Here is a 17,218-nt window from a genome sequence, read left to right as displayed (position 1 = left end):
AAAACTTCAAAATTACGACTACTATACCTTTATAGCAAGTTTTTTACAAGGATAAAAAAGATTAAGACACATTAATTATATTGGCTATTTTTGTAAAAACAACTTATATGACATTTTCTTTAATTCCACAACTAATAGCCTATACCCTCCCAGGTTTAATCCTGGCAGGAATTAGTGGTATTTACTTTAATAAAATAATTAGAAGCCAAAACAAAGCAAACAAATATTTAATTGATAACTTAAATACCAGTGAATTTCAAACCACTCCCCTTAAAATTCAAGCACTAGAAAGATTAACAATCTTAGTGGAGAGAATTGATTTGGAAAACTTGTTGTTGCGCATAACCCCTATTGGCCAAGATAAGCTATCTTTTGAAACACTTCTTATCCAACATATAAATCAAGAATTTGATTTTAATATCTCCCAACAAATCTATGTTAGTGATAAACTATGGTCTATTATTAGTCAAACAAAACAGACTTTAATACAAACAATCCAACAAACCAGCAGCATAGAGTCTCTTGATAATGCGCAAGATCTACAAAGAGCCCTTATAACCCAGGCTAGCTCTTTAAAGCAAAACACCACCATTTGTATAGAAAGTATAAAGGCACAGGCCCAGCAATACTTATAAATATATTTTTAAAAATTACTATGAATAAAAAACTCCACAGTATCTTACTAATTTGCGCTTTAAGCCTTACTCCCAAATTAAGTTTACAAATTCAGGCTCAAGACAATTCAAAAAATGCAATTAATTTACTATCCCAAGATAAAGTTTCCCAAGGATTAAAAGAAGCATTATACAACGGTATCACCCAACAAGTAAGTAAACTAACCCAGAAAGATGGTTTTTATAAAAATGAATTAGCAAAAATTCTATTACCCGAACAGGTACAAAAAGTTGATCAAGCCTTGCGTAAAGCAGGTCTGGGACAATTAGCCGATCAAGGTATTATTATCTTAAATAGAGCCGCCGAAAATGCAGTACAAGGTGCTACGCCTATATTTGTTGAGGCCATTAAAAACATTTCTTTTAAAGATGCAACCAATATACTTTTAGCAGGCAACGATGCGGCGACAAACTATTTAAAACAAACCACCTCAGAGGCATTATATCAGCAAATAAACCCAGTTGTTCAAGAATCATTAGCAAAGGTAGGTGCAGATAAAGTGTGGCAAAACATCTTTCAAAGCTATAACCAACTTCCTTTGGTAAATCCAGTAGATGTTGATCTAACTAATTACGTTACCCAAGAAACACTAAATGGGGTATTTAACATGTTAGCGGTAGAGGAATTGGAAATTCGTCAAAATTTACCCGGAGCTAGGAGTAATAATCTTTTAAAAGAGGTTTTTGCTATTCAAGATAACACAACAAAAACATCGAATACGCAGGTTTCAAACAAATCAGAAGAGAATAAAAAAGAAAAAACAAAAAGTTTAAAGAGTTTGTTTGATAAAATTTCAAAAAATTAAATAAATACAAGCGATAACATTATTATAACATTCATTTAACTAAGGAACAATTATTTTTTTTTGATATTTGCAGTAGAAAATATGATTGATTTCATAAAGGTTAGGGTTAGTTAATAAAAAACCGAGTAGAATTAGGCCTCTACTCGGTTTTATTTTTTTAGGATATTCTTCGGTGAATTTGTTTGAAATAATTAAATGCTCTAAATAAATTAGTCCCGAACCACGAGAACATCTCTCCGTCCACAAATACCGTCTTCCCGTGATGCGTACAACGCCCTATTTCAAAGGCATGCTCTTCTTTAAAAGGATATGGTTCAGAGGATAAGAAAACTAGTTCTGGATCACCTTGAATTCTTATTTTTCGGATCTCCACCTCTGGGTAACGCCCTGGTTTATTGGCATAAACATTATCAAACTTATTGAGTTTCAATAGTTCATTTATAAACGTATTGTCTCCAGCCACCATATAGGGTTCTCTCCAAATAAAATAAGCTACTTTATAACTTGGTAAAGGAGCTACAAATTGCATAAAATCTTTCTGCGCAAAATTTATCTTATCAATCCACTTCTTTGCATCGGTTCTTTTATTAAAAATAATCCCAAAATCCTCTATCATTTGAATATTGTCCTGTAAAGTAACTATATCTGTAACCCATACCGGACAAATATCCTTTAGACTTTCTACTATTTCTTGGGTATTTTCTTCTTTATTGGCTATAATAATATCGGGTTGAAGTAATTTTATTTTTTCTATATGAACTTTTTTAGTACCTCCAATTTTGGTTTTTGTTGCCGCCAAATGATATGGATGTATACAAAACTTAGTTATCCCAACAAGCTGCTCCTCTAAACCTAAATCAAACAAAGTTTGAGTTTGCGAAGGTACTAAGGAAACAATGCGTTTGGGTGCTTGCTTGAACTGATGCTCTTGTCCGATTTGATCTTTTAAAACAATCATTTTATCTAGCTTTTAAGATTTGTTGCATTTGGCTTTGTATTAAAGCGGCTTGTTCTCTTGCTTTTTGGGCAAAATCATCGGCTTTACTTGCATAAATAATCGCTCGTGAGGAGTTAATTAAAAGTCCTACATTGGGTGCTAATCCATATTTACAAACCTGATGAAGATCTCCACCTTGAGCACCTACTCCAGGAACTAGTAAAAAACTATTTGGAACAATCTCACGAATACTTTTAAAATGTTCTGGTTTTGTTGCCCCAACAACATACATTAAATTATGAGCATTGTTATATTTTTGAGAAGTTTGTAGTACCTGTTGGTATAAAGGCTTATTGTCTATTAATTGCGTTTGAAAGTCAAATGCTCCTTCATTGGAGGTTAAAGCCAACAAGATGGTATGTTTGTTCTCAAAAGCCAAAAAAGGTTCCACAGAATCCTTACCCATATAAGGTGCCACAGTTACACTATCAAATGACATATCTTGGAAGAATGCTTTAGCATACATACTTGCCGTATTACCTATATCCCCTCTTTTAGCGTCGGCGATGGTGTAAAGATGCGGATAATTTTCATTTAAGTAATCAATCGTTTTTTTCAAGGACATCCACCCCTTGATACCATAAGCCTCATAAAAAGCAATATTGGGTTTATAGGCTACTGCCAAATCGTGGGTTGCATCAATTATTGCTTTATTAAAGCTAAATATAGGATCTTCTAACTCTAATAAATGAGCCGGAATTTTATCTAAATCCACATCTAGACCTATGCATAAGAAAGATTTTTTTTCTTGAATTTGCTCAACTAATTCTTGTGTAGTCATAACTTAATTGTATTGTTATTCAAAAAAAACCACACTATACAAAAGTAAGTGTGGTTAATTATTAGGTTTTTAGAATATTAGAACACGTCGCTTTCTTTCAATTTCTCCGTGTTACTAACCATCTGTAGTTCATCTATTATCTTTTGAATGTTACCATTCATAACTCCATCAAGATCATAAAGGGTAAGACCTATACGGTGATCTGTCACCCTTCCTTGTGGGTAATTGTAAGTTCTAATCTTAGCAGATCTATCTCCGCTACTTACTTGCGAGTTACGTTTAAGAGCATCTTGCTCCTGCTTTTTTGCTAGTTCCATCTCGTATAAACGTGAACGTAGAACAGATAAAGCTTTATCTTTATTTTTGTGTTGCGATTTCTCATCCTGACATTGAGCAACTAACCCAGTGGGAATATGAGTCATACGCACAGCAGATTTTGTTGTATTAACAGATTGTCCTCCTGGACCAGAAGAACAAAAAAGATCGATACGAACGTCATTCATATCAATATGTACATCAAACTCTTCGGCCTCTGGAAGTACCATTACAGTTGCTGCTGAAGTATGAACACGACCTTGTGTTTCTGTTTGAGGTACACGCTGCACACGGTGTACTCCTGCTTCAAACTTTAAAGTACCGTAAACATCCTCTCCACTAACCTCAAAAATCACCTCTTTGTAACCACCCGAAGTACCTTCATTTACATCCACAACGGAAGTTCTCCAACCTTTACTCTCACAGTACTTGGTATACATTCTATAAAGATCTCCTGCAAATAAACTCGCCTCATCACCTCCAGTACCAGCACGAACTTCAACCATAACGTTCTTGGCATCTTCTGGGTCTTTTGGGATTAATAAAAATTTAATCTCCTCTTCCAACTCTGGTAAACGGCTTTTAGCCTCTGTTAGTTGCATTTTAGCCATCTCTACCATTTCCTCATCACTACCATCGGCGATAATTTCATTGGCCTCTTGAATATTTCCAGTTACTTCGATGTATTCAGTTCGTTTTTCAACAAGCTGTTTTAAATCTTTATATTCTTTATTTAATTGCACGTATCGCTTCTGATCCATGATTACATCTGGCTGAATAATCAAATCCGAAACCTCATCAAAACGTTGCTTTATTATTTGTAGTCTATCTAACATATCTTAAAAACAGATAATTCATTTGGTTTGCAAAGGTAAAAAAAAAAGAGGAATATCGCTAAAATATTCCTCTTGTTTTACAAATTCATTAAGAATTTATTTTGTAATATCTACTACAATATTAACATCTGACCAGGTTTTTCCTTCGTGTAAGGCTTTACAAGCCTCATGCAATGCGTCAAACGCCCCTTGAGCAGCAAAATCAGAAATAATATCAATACTTCCTGTTAATTGAATACCATTTTCTATAGTTGTATAATCAAATTGTTTTTCTATTGTCTTGCCATTCATTGTTAAATGAACCGCTACTTTCCCATCTTTAAAATCACCGAAAAAACCATTAATATTTCCAGTCATTTTATCAAAGAAGTTAGCCACTAGGGTTTGATCTCTAGCAGGATCCTTTGTATTTACAGTTTTTGTTACCACAACAAAGGTAGCTCCTTGTAAAGCTTGTTCTAATGTAGGAGCCTCAAGATTAACACCATTTAACTTTATATCGGTAAAACTTCCATTTACCCCAACTTTCTCAGGTGTTTTAAATGCAGTCCATTGTAAAGTATAATTTAAATCTTGTTTGGTTTGCTCTTGTGTTTTCTCAGTAGTTGAGGATTCCACTTTGTCGGTTTTGTTTTGTCCACATGAAACAGCAAACATACCTGCAACTAAAATTGCAAAAATAGTTTTTTTCATAGTCATTCTAATTTAATATATCTTTTGGCACAAAGTACAAAAATTAACACAGAATCCACTTTACTTTTTCATTAAATTTTACTTAAAAAAAATAACCTCACACCTAGAATTAATGGTTTTAACCTACCAAATAAAGACCGATCAAAAAAAACAGCTAACTCTTTTTTTGAGTTAGCTGCTTAAAAAATAGGTTCTACTTCAATCTATTTTTTAGGAATATTTTTTAGAATCTCTAAAACAAAATTCCAGTATTTATTTACCGAAGAAATACTTACTCTCTCATCGGGTGAATGTGCTCCTCGAATTGTTGGTCCAAAAGAAATCATATCCATCTGCGGGTAGTTAGTTCCTAAAATTCCACATTCTAAACCAGCGTGACAAGCAACCACTTTTGGTGACTCTCCGTTTTGTTGAATGTAGATTTGTTCCAAAACCTCTAATATTTGGCTATCTGACTTTGGACTCCATCCTGGATACGAGCCTGAGAATTCTACCTCACAACCCATTAATTCAAAGGCACTACGAAGTGAATTTGCTAAGTCCATTTTGGTGGATTCCACAGATGAACGTGTCAAACATTTCACAGATAAACTTCCATTGTCAAGCTCTACTTTAGCAATATTGTTAGATGCCTCAACTAAATCATCAAAATCCGTGCTCATCTTATATACCCCATTGTGTGCGGCATACATAGAACGTACAAAGAAATACTGCGCCATTGGTGGCATAACAAACTTTGGAGTCTCACTAGGATCAAGCTTCTCAAAAACTACTTCAAAATTAGGATCTACCGTGTGTAATTCTTGTTTAATCTCATCCACAATTATATTCATATCAAAGACAAAGGCCTGATCGTACATCTGCGCGATTATTACCTCGGCAACACTTTCTCTAGGAATAGCGTTACGTAAACTACCACCTTTGATCTTACTTATTTGCAATCCAAATGAATCAAAACCATCAAATAAAAGACGATTCATAATTTTATTGGCATTACCAAGTCCTTTATGAATATCCATACCTGAGTGACCTCCGTTTAAGCCCTTTACTGTAATTCTGTATCCAATGGATCCCTCGGGTGTCAATTCCTGATCATACTCTGCACTGGCTGTAATATCAATACCTCCAGCACATCCAATATCAATCTCATCGTCTTCCTCTGTATCTAAATTCAAAAGAATTTCTCCCTGTAAAAGACCACCTACTAAACCTTTAGCTCCGGTCATTCCAGTTTCCTCATCAATGGTAAACAAAGCTTCAATAGCAGGATGCTCAATAGTATTGCTTTTTAAAACCGCCATTATTGTAGCCACACCAATTCCATTGTCAGCCCCTAGTGTAGTCCCTTTGGCTCTTACCCAATCTTGGTCTATATACATTTGAATACCTTGGGTATCAAAATCAAATTCTGTATCGTTGTTTTTTTGATGAACCATGTCTAAATGCGATTGCATTACAATGGTTTTTCTGTCTTGCATTCCAGCAGTTGCTGGTTTTTTGATAATAACGTTTCCAACCTGATCTTTAAAAGTTTCCAAGTTTAAACTCTTACCAAAATTCATCATAAACTCAATTACTCTTTCCTCCTTTTTCGAAGGACGAGGAACTGCGTTTAGATCCGCGAACTGCTCCCACAACTCTTTTGGCTGCAGATTTCTAACCTCTTGACTCATATTATTTAATTTCTTTTTTACTAATGCTCAAATTTAACGATTTTATAGACAACACAGGAGTTTTACCATAATTTAATTTTCTATGAAATGCTTTTTTACTGATTTATATAATTTTAAATAAGACAAATTGATGCTTTTAGATTTGGTAGCTTATATAGCCAATGTTTAATTCATTTTAAAAAAATACATTGATTTTTAAAAGTGAAGACCTTTTGGTATTAGAGTTTGTCCTATATTAAAAGTAACACGTATAAAACAAAAAACACTTATTTTAACACAAAACAACTATAAGTTAAAATTATTTTATTAAATTCATTATAAATAACATAATTAAAGTAAATCCATAAAACCTTCTTACCAATGAAAAGACTAGTAGTACTCAGCATTATTTTTTTAACCATATTTTCACTAAACTCTTGTAAGAAAGAACCTAATAAACCAAAGGATCAACAAATACAAACAACCATTTATGATCAACTTAATTACCTAAATCAGATTTCTCAAATGCAGGTAAATATGACCGATTTAATCTATAGCAATAAACCACTGATGGATTCTATTTGGCAATGTGTTGATCAAAACAAACCTCTAACTACAAATATCGAACAATTAAAAATCCGATTTTCCCCTACTAATAATTACAAAGATTTAATCATACCGCCTTTGTCTTTTTCTTCACAACAAACCCAAAGTTTTAAATCACTTATTGGTGCGTTTTTACAAAATGATTCACTATTAAAACAAAACGTAAATCAAATATCCACTTACTTAATCACCCAGGAGTATAAAACAGATCAATGGATACAAGGCAAGGAACTTGAAACAGAGAATCAAAAATTAGTAATGGCTATAAAAACCAATACCCAAGAACTCTTTGAGCTAACCAACCTTGCCCTTACAGAAATACAAGCTCAGATAAATAGCAATGACGCACTTAAGATTCCTGAGTTTTTAACGAGACTTGAATACTTGCAAATCAACAATATTCTTATTTGGCTGAACAATCAAACAATCGCAAAAAAAGATTTAACTTCTTTACAAGAGCAAGTACTTTCAATAAAAAAATCAATCCTAAAAAATACACCGATGCTAAAAAACAGTGAAAAATCCAATCTCTTTAATGATTACCAAACCACGCTAAATCAACAATTAAATATTATTGATTCTGCTTTAAATGAGTTACTAAATCAAGGAAGTATTACCAGCGATACCCAGACCAACTTAATACAAGGACAAAAAAAAGTAATCAATGCTTTTAATGCATATTTAAATTAAAAAACTAGCATATCAATAGCACCAAAACTAGGAACAAAAAAAAGGATTCTTAAGGTTAATTAAAATCCAAGTAGCCTTATCCAAGTACATGTCAATTTAGTAGGTATTTTAAAAGCAATACCCTTTTTTAAAAAACATATCAAATGTATAAATTCACCCAATAGCTAGTTAAAAAAAATAAGGACCCTTTTTACATAAAAGGGTCCTTATTTTTTATTTGTTATTTTTTTGCTCTTGCTCTTGAAGAACTTTTAAAGCAAGTTTCACATCGGGATCCTGCGCATGAATCAAAGCATCGTAAAAATCTTTGTCATTTACCGAAAAATCAGGTATTACACCACGACAATTATCCTGTTGTGTAATATTATTGTTGAAAAATACCTCCGACCTGGGTAAGTTAACAATGGTTTGGGTATTAGGTAATTTATAATTTAAAAACCAGGAAGCTGTTGTAAAATTTCTACAGGTTCTAGTTTCTTGCCCTACAATAACCCCTCTTTGATTTTCTTGAAATAAAGTTGCAAAGTAAGCTGCCGCTGATACGGTATTGTTATCAATAAGTAAAATAACATTACCCTGAAAGGCGTTTCGATCTTTGGGATAATTCTCCACATAAGACTCATCTAAACGATTATTTCCAAAGTAATATTCTTGAAGCGGATCAAAGTCATATCGTTGATACATAAAGTTATCCATGTTTTTAATATCCATATCCGATAACTGTCTTCCATTACCATCTACTAGGTTCTCTCGAACGTTAATCTCCAATACTTTTGTGGCATACCTGTAGGTGTTTTTAAAAGTCTTATCCTTAGAAATAAACGAATAATACAATGGTATATTACTCAACAGACCACCTCCGTTTGAGCGAATATCTATAATTAGATTTTTTATCCCCTTTTGATTAAGTTCTTGAAAGAAAGTACTAAGCTTGTGATAGGCATATTCCTCAGAAAAACCAAAAGTTTTTATGGTCAAACAATAGGTATCGGGATTTAATTCTCGACCAAATATACCATAGGAATAGCTAATAAGATCGATTGGTAGAATTGATTTTTGAGAATTATAATAACTTCTAGAATAATCCACCGCCTTTACTTTAACCTGAATTAATTCACTTGATGAGGGAGTTGGTCGATACTCAATTAGATAATCGCTATTTTGATTAAACATAAAAGAACAATACAGGGAAAAGTCCTTTGCGTTTACGGCCTTGATTAACCCATCAGAGCTGATTTTAATTTGATCAAGTAACTGATCCACATCCACTTGGTTAACCCTCTCAAGCACTGCCCCAGGGGGTATATCCACACCAAATTGATTTACATATACTTTATTGTTATAAACCACCGTTGAGAAAGGGAAAAAATTAGCCTGTCTGGAGAAATCTTCAAAAAATATTAAGTCTGTACTTAAACCAGAGTGAGCATCATGAATATATGACAAGGGGCTCGAGAGTAAAAACTGCGCATAAGTGGGATTATTTTCTAACTCATCACGTAATTTACCTACATCTTGATTAAAATTTTGTTCTGAATTAAATCGATACGGATTAGGATGTTGATTTTTAATAATATTTACCAAAACATCAAAGTCTTGTAAATAATCTTCCTTAGTTAATTCTTCGAATTTCTTTTGCCCAAAAGCAAAATTACAACTCAGTAACAAACCAACTAACCATAAGCTTTTTCTTATCATGTAATATGACTTTGTTTACAATATTATAGTTACATAAATATAAACGCAATTGGCCTATAAATATTTTACTTATCTACAATTCTTAAGCTAATTTAAAAAATTAGAATCAATTAATACTTTAAAAAACACATTTAACATCTCCCTATCTTATTTATTGGTTTACATTAAACTAAGAAGTTATTTTTAGTCTATAAAAACACACAACAAAAAATACCTTTACAAAAGTAATTAACACCATTTACTTATAACATTTCTGATAAAACAACACCAAATTTAAGCCAACCATTTAATTCACAAGAATTTAACTTTAAAATGATTCTAAAATAAAGTTATTGTATCGGATATTTTATTACCTTTGTATCATAGTTGTGATTATTCTCGATAGTTATAATTGAGAGTTTACATAATCCCTTATCGTAATATAGCATTTTTTGACTATTTTAAAACAGTCAAGCAAAAAGAACTACTCCCCCTTAAGTAGTTCTTTTTTGTTTTTTTAAAAGCTTTTAAAAAAAAATCAAAAAATTCCGTACATTTTATGGATATCAAAGCAAATTGATTTTGTGATAAGTAATGGGGAATTTTTATTATCTTTCTTTTTTTCTAAAAGAGCTTTATCACCTATGAGGTCATTAAAAAACAAACTACTACTTAGTTTTATACTTTTTTGTATAACTTGGATTATAACAAGCTATGCGCAAAATAATCCAAGTAACATACAATATTACTACACAGACAAATTCTATACCACTTATAGCACTTACTTTATTTTTTTAGCTGAATGTTTTCCATTTTCCTTTTCCTTAGGAGATACGATTTATCTAATATTAGTAATAGCTATACTATTTGGTTGTTTTCTGCTTATAAGGTCTAAAAAAACAATAAAGCAAAAAATTTATGTTTTTTTTGCAAACTCTATCTTGGTTCTAACTACTTTTTGGTTTGTATTTAATATAACATGGGGATTAAACAACTATAATAAACCTCTTGAACAAACCCTAGGGATTTCTCTTGGTTATGATAACCAACAAGTTGTAGAATTATCAAAAACTTTAGTTTCTCAAACAATCCAGTTACATAAAGAATTAAGTTTCCATAAAAACAGTATTGTTAGTACAAACTACAGTTACCAAAAAATCTTAAAAGACGCAAGTTTAAGTATTTCTAAAACAGCCTTACAAACCCATAGTTTTACACCTAGGTCTACTATAGTTAAACCATCTGTATTTAGTAATTTACTGACCTATATGGGGTTCTCTGGATATGTCAACCCTTTTACAACGGAGGCTCAAGTAAACAAAAACATCCCAAAACTAACTATGATAGTTACAGCAAGCCATGAACTTGCCCATCAATTGGGGTTTGCCAAAGAAAGCGAGGCCAATTTTATTGGTTATTTAAATGCAAAAAATCAAAACAACCTACGCTATCAGTATGCCGCCAACATCTTTGCTTTACGTTATTGTTTATCGGAATTAAAAAAAAGCGAATCAACAGAGTTTTTAGAAATTTTAGAATCTATCCCCTCTGGAATACTTTACAATATTCAAGAAAATACTAGATTCTGGCTTTCCTACAAAAACTTTGCTGATTCGCTAATGCATATTTTTTATGATAGCTTTTTAAAGGTCAATAATCAAAAGCAAGGAATACAATCCTATAACCGATTTATTGATCTTTTAATTAACTACCACATTAAACCACAAACATAACTATAACTAATTATTCTTGTTGTTTAATTTCCTCTTTTATTCTTTTATTCTTGTATGGACGAATTATTAAACGAGCCTGTCTATCAAACATTAAGTAGTTATACAACCAGTTTGAGAAAACAACTAACTTGTTTCTAAATCCTATCAATGACATCAAGTGAACAAACATCCATACAAACCAGGCGAAAAATCCATTAAAATGGAATTTAGGTAAATCAACCACAGCTTTATTACGTCCTATAGTTGCCATAGAACCTTTATCATTATATACGAAAGGTTTTAATGGTTGTTTTTTATCAAGACGCACTAAGTTACTGGCCAATAACTCTCCTTGTTGTAAAGCTGGTTGAGCCATCATTGGGTGTCCCATAGGTGTTTTATCACTTATCATAGTGGCAATATCTCCGATGGCAAAAATATCGGTAAATCCTTCAACTTGGTTAAATTCATTAACCTTCATACGATTACCTCTTTGCATCACGGTTTCTTTATCAAAGCCTTGAATATCTGCACCCATAACACCCGCTGTCCAGATAACATTTTGTGAAATGAAATCGTTACCGCTTTTTGTAGTTACTTTTTCCCCATCATAATTGGTTACTATTTCACTTAACCAAACTTTAACCCCTAAGTCCTTTAGGAATTTTTCTGCAGCAGCCGAACTCTTAACTGACATAGCGTCTAAAACGCGAGGTGCACCTTGTACAACGTTAATTTCCATTAAACCAAAATCTAGATCTGGATAATCTTTAGGTAAAATGTGTTTTTTCATTTCCGCTAAAGCTCCCGCTAACTCTACTCCGGTTGGACCCGCTCCAACAATTACAAAGTTCATCAAAGACCTACGCTCTTCAATATCATTGGTTAATAAAGCAGCTTCGAAATTTTCTAACACTAAACTTCTAATATCCAAAGACTGTGGAATCGTTTTCATAGCCATACTGTTTCGCTCAATTTCTTTATTGCCAAAGAAATTAGTTTTTGAACCAGTAGCAATTACTAAATAGTCATAAAAAATAGTTCCAATATCTGAAATCACTTTCTTGTTTTGGGTATCAATACGTTGTACTTCTGCCAAACGGAAGAAAACTTCATTTTGAGCCTGAACTACCTTACGAATAGGATACGCAATAGATCCTGATTCTAAACCACCCGTTGCAACTTGGTACAATAAGGGTTGAAATGTATGGTAATTGTGTTTATCAAGTAAAACTACTTGGAAGTTTTTATTTTTTAATTTTTTAGCAAGAGACAGTCCTCCGAAACCTCCACCAATAATAACTACTCGTGGTAAACTGGAAGTTGGAATATTCATCATAATCAATCGATTTTTACAAGGTGCAAATTTACGATTAATTATTGTGTTTTTAGTTTCTTTTTCAAAACCTTTTTATCTTTTAAAAGCCTTGCGGATATTGAGAAAACAATGTTTTATAGGGTTTTTTAAACAATCTACAATCAAGCTCTGGCTCTTTGCGCAATTCGTTTAATTTTTTATAAAAAACTACCAAATATCTATTTTTTAATCCCCTAGTTTTTGTAAAAAAAATCTTAATTTTCCTAACAAAAATAAGTATCCTAAATAAAAAAAGGCTCTTGAATAACCTCAAGAACCTTCTTTCTTTTATTGTTTTGGGAAACTCCTTTTGATTTTATGAATCATGGACTCTAACCCATTTAATTTCAGTTCATATACCAAGGCCAGTTGCTGGCCAATTTTCCCATCAGGGAAACCCTTATTATAATACCATACTATATAATACTCTGGTAAATCTATCAAATAATATCCTTTATATTTACCAAAAGGCATTTTACTATGAGCCAATTCTATTAAATAATCTTGATTATTTGACATACAGCTTTTAAAATTAATTAATCATTTTGACAGTAAAATCCGAATCATACTGCAAAATATAAACACCAATATTCTTAGCTCCTCCTAAAGGTTGATCTACGTATCTGAATTGATTCTCCAATTCAGAGGAAGGGTATAAAAGCGTATTTTCGAATCCTTCTTGTTGAAATAATCTTAAAATTATATCCATTGTTACATCAAAACCTCTAACTGCATATCTATTGGCACTAGTTTTATAAATTTCTTTATATGTCTCCCAGAATTCTGGATCCACTAACGAACTTGGAGTATCTCTAGTTACCGAGGCATATGAATATTTTAAATCCACTAAAGCCTGAACGGTAATCTCATTATATTCAAAAACATCTGCTTTGTCAAAGCTTGCAATTTGAATATCAAAGCGATCAACTGCTTTATGTAACACTTTAGTGAACAAAGAAGCGCTCTCAATACTACCTGAATCAAGTATAAAGACATTTTTCATTCCACTAACCAATGTCTTATCCAAATCAGCAATACTCGCCACCCCAATTGTCTTTACCATAGGGTAGTTAGTACGCATAAAGTTTTTAGTTGAGGTTCTTCTATCATCCACAACCACGGTTAATTTAACAGAAGGTTGATTTAAAAAATAATCCAATAGACTAGATTTTAGAATATCACTCGAGGGCATAGTTTGAATAACTTGTCTAGAAAGAGTTGCCTTTTCATTAGATAAGGGTGACACCAAAATCACATTGCCATTTGGCAAGTTATTAGCCGCTGTTTCAACGTTAGTTTGAAAAAATGGACCAATAATAGCATCTGTATTAGAAAAGTTATTTTGCTTAAAAATATTAACCACTTCGGAGGAGTTTTTTCCCTCCTGTGAATCATATACTCTTGCCTTTAAGTTTAAACCCATTTCTTGGGCCTTACTAACGGCCATTTTTGCACCAGAATAAAAATCAAGAGTCATATTTAGAAATGAATCGTTTTGCAACTTCAACTCTACTTGATCTCCTAAATTATTTAGATTAAATGGCAGTAAAAATGCAATTTCTTTTTGTTGCGTCTTATCTAATGTTTTTTCTAGATTCACAAATACACCATCCGAGACTACGGTTTGCTTATCTATTGATTCAATAAGTTCATAATCACTTGGATTATCTACCTTAATATCTAAAAGCATTCCTATTTGAAGCCCTAATTGTTGAATTTGAGGGTTCCATTTAATAATATCAGCCACACTTACATTATACTGACGTCCTAAACTATAAAGTGTCTGTTTTGGTGCGACTTTAACTTGTATAAATCCAGGTGATTCTACATGCTGTTCTTTTTTAGTACTAAGTGATTCGGAAGATCCACTACCATAAGCAGGAACCTTTATCTTTTGTCCTGTTTTGAGTCCTTGTTTTAATTCGGGATTCAACTCCACTAAACGTTGAATAGATGTCTGATACAACACAGCCAAACCATAAAGAGTCGATTGGGGTTCGACCTGAATATATTTATAATAAATATTATTAATATCTACAATGGTATCTGCTTGTGAGGCGCTTAACTTTTCTGGAAACTTATCTTGCAAATTATCTTGACCCAATACCGCATTGTTCCCTATTATAATAACCGAACCACTTTGAAGTCCTGTTAATTTCAAATCGGGATTCCAAAACAATAAGTCCTCTATGTTAACCTGATGATCTTTACTAATACTATAAAGGGTTTCTCCTTTTAATACCTTATGGGTAATGTTTTTTTGATCGGTATTTTCGTTATTTTTAGAAACTATATTTTCCGATTTATCTATAGATTTTTGGACATAAGAAACATCTGAATCTATAGTAGCTTCCTTAGTTTTAACAGGATTAGTTACCACATTAGACTCGCGGGGACTTCTCTCTGGAATTAATAAAATATCTCCAACGCGAAGCCCGGATTTGGCCTCTGGATTAAATTTTAAAATTTCGCTAACCGGTATATTATACTCTCGGGCAATTTTACTAACTGTCTCACCTTTACTTACTGTATAGGTAACAAAGGTTTCTCTTTGTTGTCCAAACAAAGAAGATGCTGTAATAATAAATGCTGATAAAGCAGCTATAAAGTTCTTTTTCATGATGCAAATCTATTCAATAAAATAATAAGTCGCTACAACAAAGTTACAGCGACTTATTTAATTTTTTAAATTATTCCCATTCAATTGTTGCAGGTGGCTTTGAACTAATATCATAAACCACTCGATTAACACCTCTTACGTTGTTAATAATTTTATTGGAAATTTCCATTAAAAACTCATATGGTAAATGAACCCAATCTGCAGTCATACCATCGGTGGAGGCTACAGCTCTAAGGGCTACAACTTTTTCATAAGTTCTTTCATCTCCCATAACCCCTACACTGTTTACAGGCAAAAGAATTGCACCTGCTTGCCATACAGAATCGTATAGGTTATGATCTTTTAATCCCTGAACAAAAATATAATCTACCTCTTGTAAAAGGCGTACTTTTTCCTGGGTAATATCTCCTAAAATACGTATTGCTAATCCTGGACCTGGGAAAGGGTGTCTTCCTAATAACTCTGGATCTATTCCCAAAGAAGCCCCTACTCTACGTACCTCATCTTTGAATAACATACGAAGAGGTTCTACCACCTTTAATTTCATAAAGTCAGGTAATCCCCCCACATTGTGGTGAGATTTTATTGTAGCCGAAGGTCCTTTTACAGAAATAGACTCAATAACATCAGGATAGATTGTACCTTGACCTAAAAAAGTAGCATCTTTAATTAATTTGGCCTCATCGTCGAAAACCTCAATAAACGCGTGTCCGATTGCTTTTCTTTTTGCCTCTGGATCTTCCAATCCTTTTAAAGCTGCCATAAAGCGATCAGTGGCATCCACTCCTTTTACATTTAAGCCCATTCCGTTGTAGTTATTCAAAACGTTCTGGAACTCATTTTTACGTAAAAGACCATTGTTAACAAAAATACAGTGTAGGTTCTCTCCAATAGCCTTGTGCAAAAGCACAGCTGCCACGGTTGAATCTACCCCTCCGGATAGGGCTAAAACAACCTTCTCGTTTCCGATTGTTTGTTTTAAGTTAGCCACAGTCTCTTCAACAAAAGCATTAGGTGTAAAGTTCTGTTGTACACCAGCTATGTCTACTAAAAAGTTTTTTAAGATCTGCGCCCCATCTGTTGAGTGAAATACCTCTGGATGGAATTGAATAGCATAGGTTTGTTCACCTTGAATCTTATAAGCAGCATTTTTCACGTCTTTTGTGCTTGCCAATAAAACCCCATTTGTAGGTAAAGTTTTAATTGTGTCGCTGTGACTCATCCAAACCTGACTATTTTGCGGCACATCTTTAAATAAAGCATCGTCTTGCATAAAGGTAAGATTTGCACGCCCGTATTCACGAGTTTGTGAAGGTGCTACTTCCCCTTGATTAAAGTGAGCTAAATACTGCGCACCGTAACAAACACCTAACAAAGGCATTTTCCCTTTAATGTTCGACAAATCTGGGTGTAGTGCTTGTTCAGAACGAACAGAATAAGGACTACCAGATAAGATAACAGCTGTGAATTGAGTCAAATCTTCTGGTAAATCATTATATGGTAAGATTTCGCAAAAAATATTCATTTCACGAACTCTTCGCGCAATCAACTGGGTGTATTGCGATCCAAAATCTAATATAAGTACATTGTGTTGCATGCGCAAAAATAGCTATTTATCGACGTATGACAAAAAAACTTCTGTTTTTTTTACTTTACTTTTTTTCATTACTTTAATCCAACAAAACAACACATATCATGTTTTTTTCTTTGAAAAAATACTAAATATGTATCTTTTACTTAAAATTGGTTTATTTTTTTGACATTCCCACTCTTGTTTCTATATATTTGTCGAAACTACAATA

General features: G+C 32.9%; 14 protein-coding genes. 4 read left to right on the top strand and 10 right to left on the bottom strand.

The genetic code is table 11. The annotated features are described in order from the left end of the window. Positions 1–107 precede the first annotated feature (107 nt). Positions 108–635 (top strand): DUF7935 family protein, encoded by a 528-nt coding sequence (locus tag ACYSNV_RS09195; RefSeq protein WP_461762277.1) that lies wholly within the window; start codon positions 108–110, stop codon positions 633–635. Between the two features lie 20 nt (positions 636–655). Next, positions 656–1,480, top strand: coding sequence for a DUF4197 domain-containing protein (locus tag ACYSNV_RS09190; RefSeq protein WP_461762276.1), 825 nt, complete (start codon positions 656–658; stop codon positions 1,478–1,480). Between the two features lie 157 nt (positions 1,481–1,637). On the opposite strand, the gene ACYSNV_RS09185 is transcribed toward ACYSNV_RS09190, so the two are convergent. The 5 genes from ACYSNV_RS09185 to ACYSNV_RS09165 all read right to left on the bottom strand — a co-directional run bounded on the left by ACYSNV_RS09185 (position 1,638) and on the right by ACYSNV_RS09165 (position 6,775). Further along, positions 1,638–2,438: an ABC transporter substrate-binding protein gene (locus ACYSNV_RS09185; RefSeq protein WP_461762275.1), complete on the bottom strand. Its 801-nt coding sequence runs from the start codon at positions 2,436–2,438 to the stop codon at positions 1,638–1,640. A gap of 1 nt (position 2,439) precedes the next feature. Next, positions 2,440–3,258: an orotidine-5'-phosphate decarboxylase gene (gene pyrF, locus ACYSNV_RS09180; RefSeq protein ID WP_461762274.1), complete on the bottom strand. Its 819-nt coding sequence runs from the start codon at positions 3,256–3,258 to the stop codon at positions 2,440–2,442. Between the two features lie 77 nt (positions 3,259–3,335). Further along, positions 3,336–4,409, bottom strand: a complete 1,074-nt coding sequence (gene prfA / locus ACYSNV_RS09175; RefSeq protein ID WP_461762273.1) for a peptide chain release factor 1 — start codon at positions 4,407–4,409, stop codon at positions 3,336–3,338. A gap of 96 nt (positions 4,410–4,505) precedes the next feature. Then, positions 4,506–5,102 (bottom strand): YceI family protein, encoded by a 597-nt coding sequence (locus tag ACYSNV_RS09170; RefSeq protein WP_461762272.1) that lies wholly within the window; start codon positions 5,100–5,102, stop codon positions 4,506–4,508. A 203-nt stretch (positions 5,103–5,305) separates the two neighbouring features. Next, the gene (locus tag ACYSNV_RS09165; RefSeq protein ID WP_461762271.1) at positions 5,306–6,775 is read right to left on the bottom strand and encodes an aminoacyl-histidine dipeptidase; all 1,470 of its coding nucleotides are present in this window, start codon (positions 6,773–6,775) and stop codon (positions 5,306–5,308) included. A gap of 360 nt (positions 6,776–7,135) precedes the next feature. Here ACYSNV_RS09165 and ACYSNV_RS09160 point away from each other — a divergent pair, with 360 nt between their 5' ends. Beyond that, entirely contained in the window at positions 7,136–8,050 is a 915-nt protein-coding gene (locus tag ACYSNV_RS09160; protein WP_461762270.1) for a hypothetical protein, read from the top strand. A gap of 213 nt (positions 8,051–8,263) precedes the next feature. Here the strand turns inward: ACYSNV_RS09160 and ACYSNV_RS09155 are convergent, their stop codons facing one another. After that, a complete protein-coding gene (locus ACYSNV_RS09155; RefSeq protein WP_461762269.1) occupies positions 8,264–9,748 on the bottom strand; it encodes a S41 family peptidase in 1,485 nt (494 codons plus the stop codon). Positions 9,749–10,371: 623 nt separating this feature from the next. Between ACYSNV_RS09155 and ACYSNV_RS09150 the strand changes: the two genes are divergently transcribed. Continuing rightward, positions 10,372–11,460, top strand: a complete 1,089-nt coding sequence (locus ACYSNV_RS09150) for a DUF3810 domain-containing protein (RefSeq protein ID WP_461762268.1) — start codon at positions 10,372–10,374, stop codon at positions 11,458–11,460. 10 nt (positions 11,461–11,470) lie between these two features. Here the strand turns inward: ACYSNV_RS09150 and ACYSNV_RS09145 are convergent, their stop codons facing one another. From ACYSNV_RS09145 to guaA, 4 genes are all read right to left on the bottom strand, one after another. After that, a complete protein-coding gene (locus ACYSNV_RS09145; protein ID WP_461762267.1) occupies positions 11,471–12,778 on the bottom strand; it encodes an NAD(P)/FAD-dependent oxidoreductase in 1,308 nt (435 codons plus the stop codon). A gap of 306 nt (positions 12,779–13,084) precedes the next feature. Continuing rightward, complete coding sequence (locus tag ACYSNV_RS09140; RefSeq protein WP_461762266.1) at positions 13,085–13,315, bottom strand: DUF3820 family protein; 231 nt, start codon at positions 13,313–13,315, stop codon at positions 13,085–13,087. Positions 13,316–13,328: 13 nt separating this feature from the next. Continuing rightward, positions 13,329–15,416: a LysM peptidoglycan-binding domain-containing protein gene (locus ACYSNV_RS09135; RefSeq protein WP_461762265.1), complete on the bottom strand. Its 2,088-nt coding sequence runs from the start codon at positions 15,414–15,416 to the stop codon at positions 13,329–13,331. Positions 15,417–15,486: 70 nt separating this feature from the next. Further along, positions 15,487–17,013, bottom strand: coding sequence for a glutamine-hydrolyzing GMP synthase (guaA, locus tag ACYSNV_RS09130; protein ID WP_461762264.1), 1,527 nt, complete (start codon positions 17,011–17,013; stop codon positions 15,487–15,489). Between the last annotated feature and the right edge of the window lie 205 nt (positions 17,014–17,218).

This window comes from Myroides sp. LJL119 (assembly GCF_054871605.1).
The sequence above is the reverse complement of the archived record's forward strand: the minus strand, read 5'-3'. Positions and strand labels throughout refer to the sequence as shown.

Excerpts from the sequence above, each read along its gene's own strand:
- ACYSNV_RS09195 (WP_461762277.1), top strand. The coding sequence starts at position 108 with ATGACATTTTCTTTAATTCCACAACTAATAGCCTATACCCTCCCAGGT.
- ACYSNV_RS09190 (WP_461762276.1), top strand. The coding sequence starts at position 656 with ATGAATAAAAAACTCCACAGTATCTTACTAATTTGCGCTTTAAGCCTT.
- ACYSNV_RS09185 (WP_461762275.1), bottom strand. The coding sequence starts at position 2,438 with ATGATTGTTTTAAAAGATCAAATCGGACAAGAGCATCAGTTCAAGCAA.
- pyrF (WP_461762274.1), bottom strand. The coding sequence starts at position 3,258 with ATGACTACACAAGAATTAGTTGAGCAAATTCAAGAAAAAAAATCTTTC.
- prfA (WP_461762273.1), bottom strand. The coding sequence starts at position 4,409 with ATGTTAGATAGACTACAAATAATAAAGCAACGTTTTGATGAGGTTTCG.
- ACYSNV_RS09170 (WP_461762272.1), bottom strand. The coding sequence starts at position 5,102 with ATGAAAAAAACTATTTTTGCAATTTTAGTTGCAGGTATGTTTGCTGTT.
- ACYSNV_RS09165 (WP_461762271.1), bottom strand. The coding sequence starts at position 6,775 with ATGAGTCAAGAGGTTAGAAATCTGCAGCCAAAAGAGTTGTGGGAGCAG.
- ACYSNV_RS09160 (WP_461762270.1), top strand. The coding sequence starts at position 7,136 with ATGAAAAGACTAGTAGTACTCAGCATTATTTTTTTAACCATATTTTCA.
- ACYSNV_RS09155 (WP_461762269.1), bottom strand. The coding sequence starts at position 9,748 with ATGATAAGAAAAAGCTTATGGTTAGTTGGTTTGTTACTGAGTTGTAAT.
- ACYSNV_RS09150 (WP_461762268.1), top strand. The coding sequence starts at position 10,372 with ATGAGGTCATTAAAAAACAAACTACTACTTAGTTTTATACTTTTTTGT.
- ACYSNV_RS09145 (WP_461762267.1), bottom strand. The coding sequence starts at position 12,778 with ATGATGAATATTCCAACTTCCAGTTTACCACGAGTAGTTATTATTGGT.
- ACYSNV_RS09140 (WP_461762266.1), bottom strand. The coding sequence starts at position 13,315 with ATGTCAAATAATCAAGATTATTTAATAGAATTGGCTCATAGTAAAATG.
- ACYSNV_RS09135 (WP_461762265.1), bottom strand. The coding sequence starts at position 15,416 with ATGAAAAAGAACTTTATAGCTGCTTTATCAGCATTTATTATTACAGCA.
- guaA (WP_461762264.1), bottom strand. The coding sequence starts at position 17,013 with ATGCAACACAATGTACTTATATTAGATTTTGGATCGCAATACACCCAG.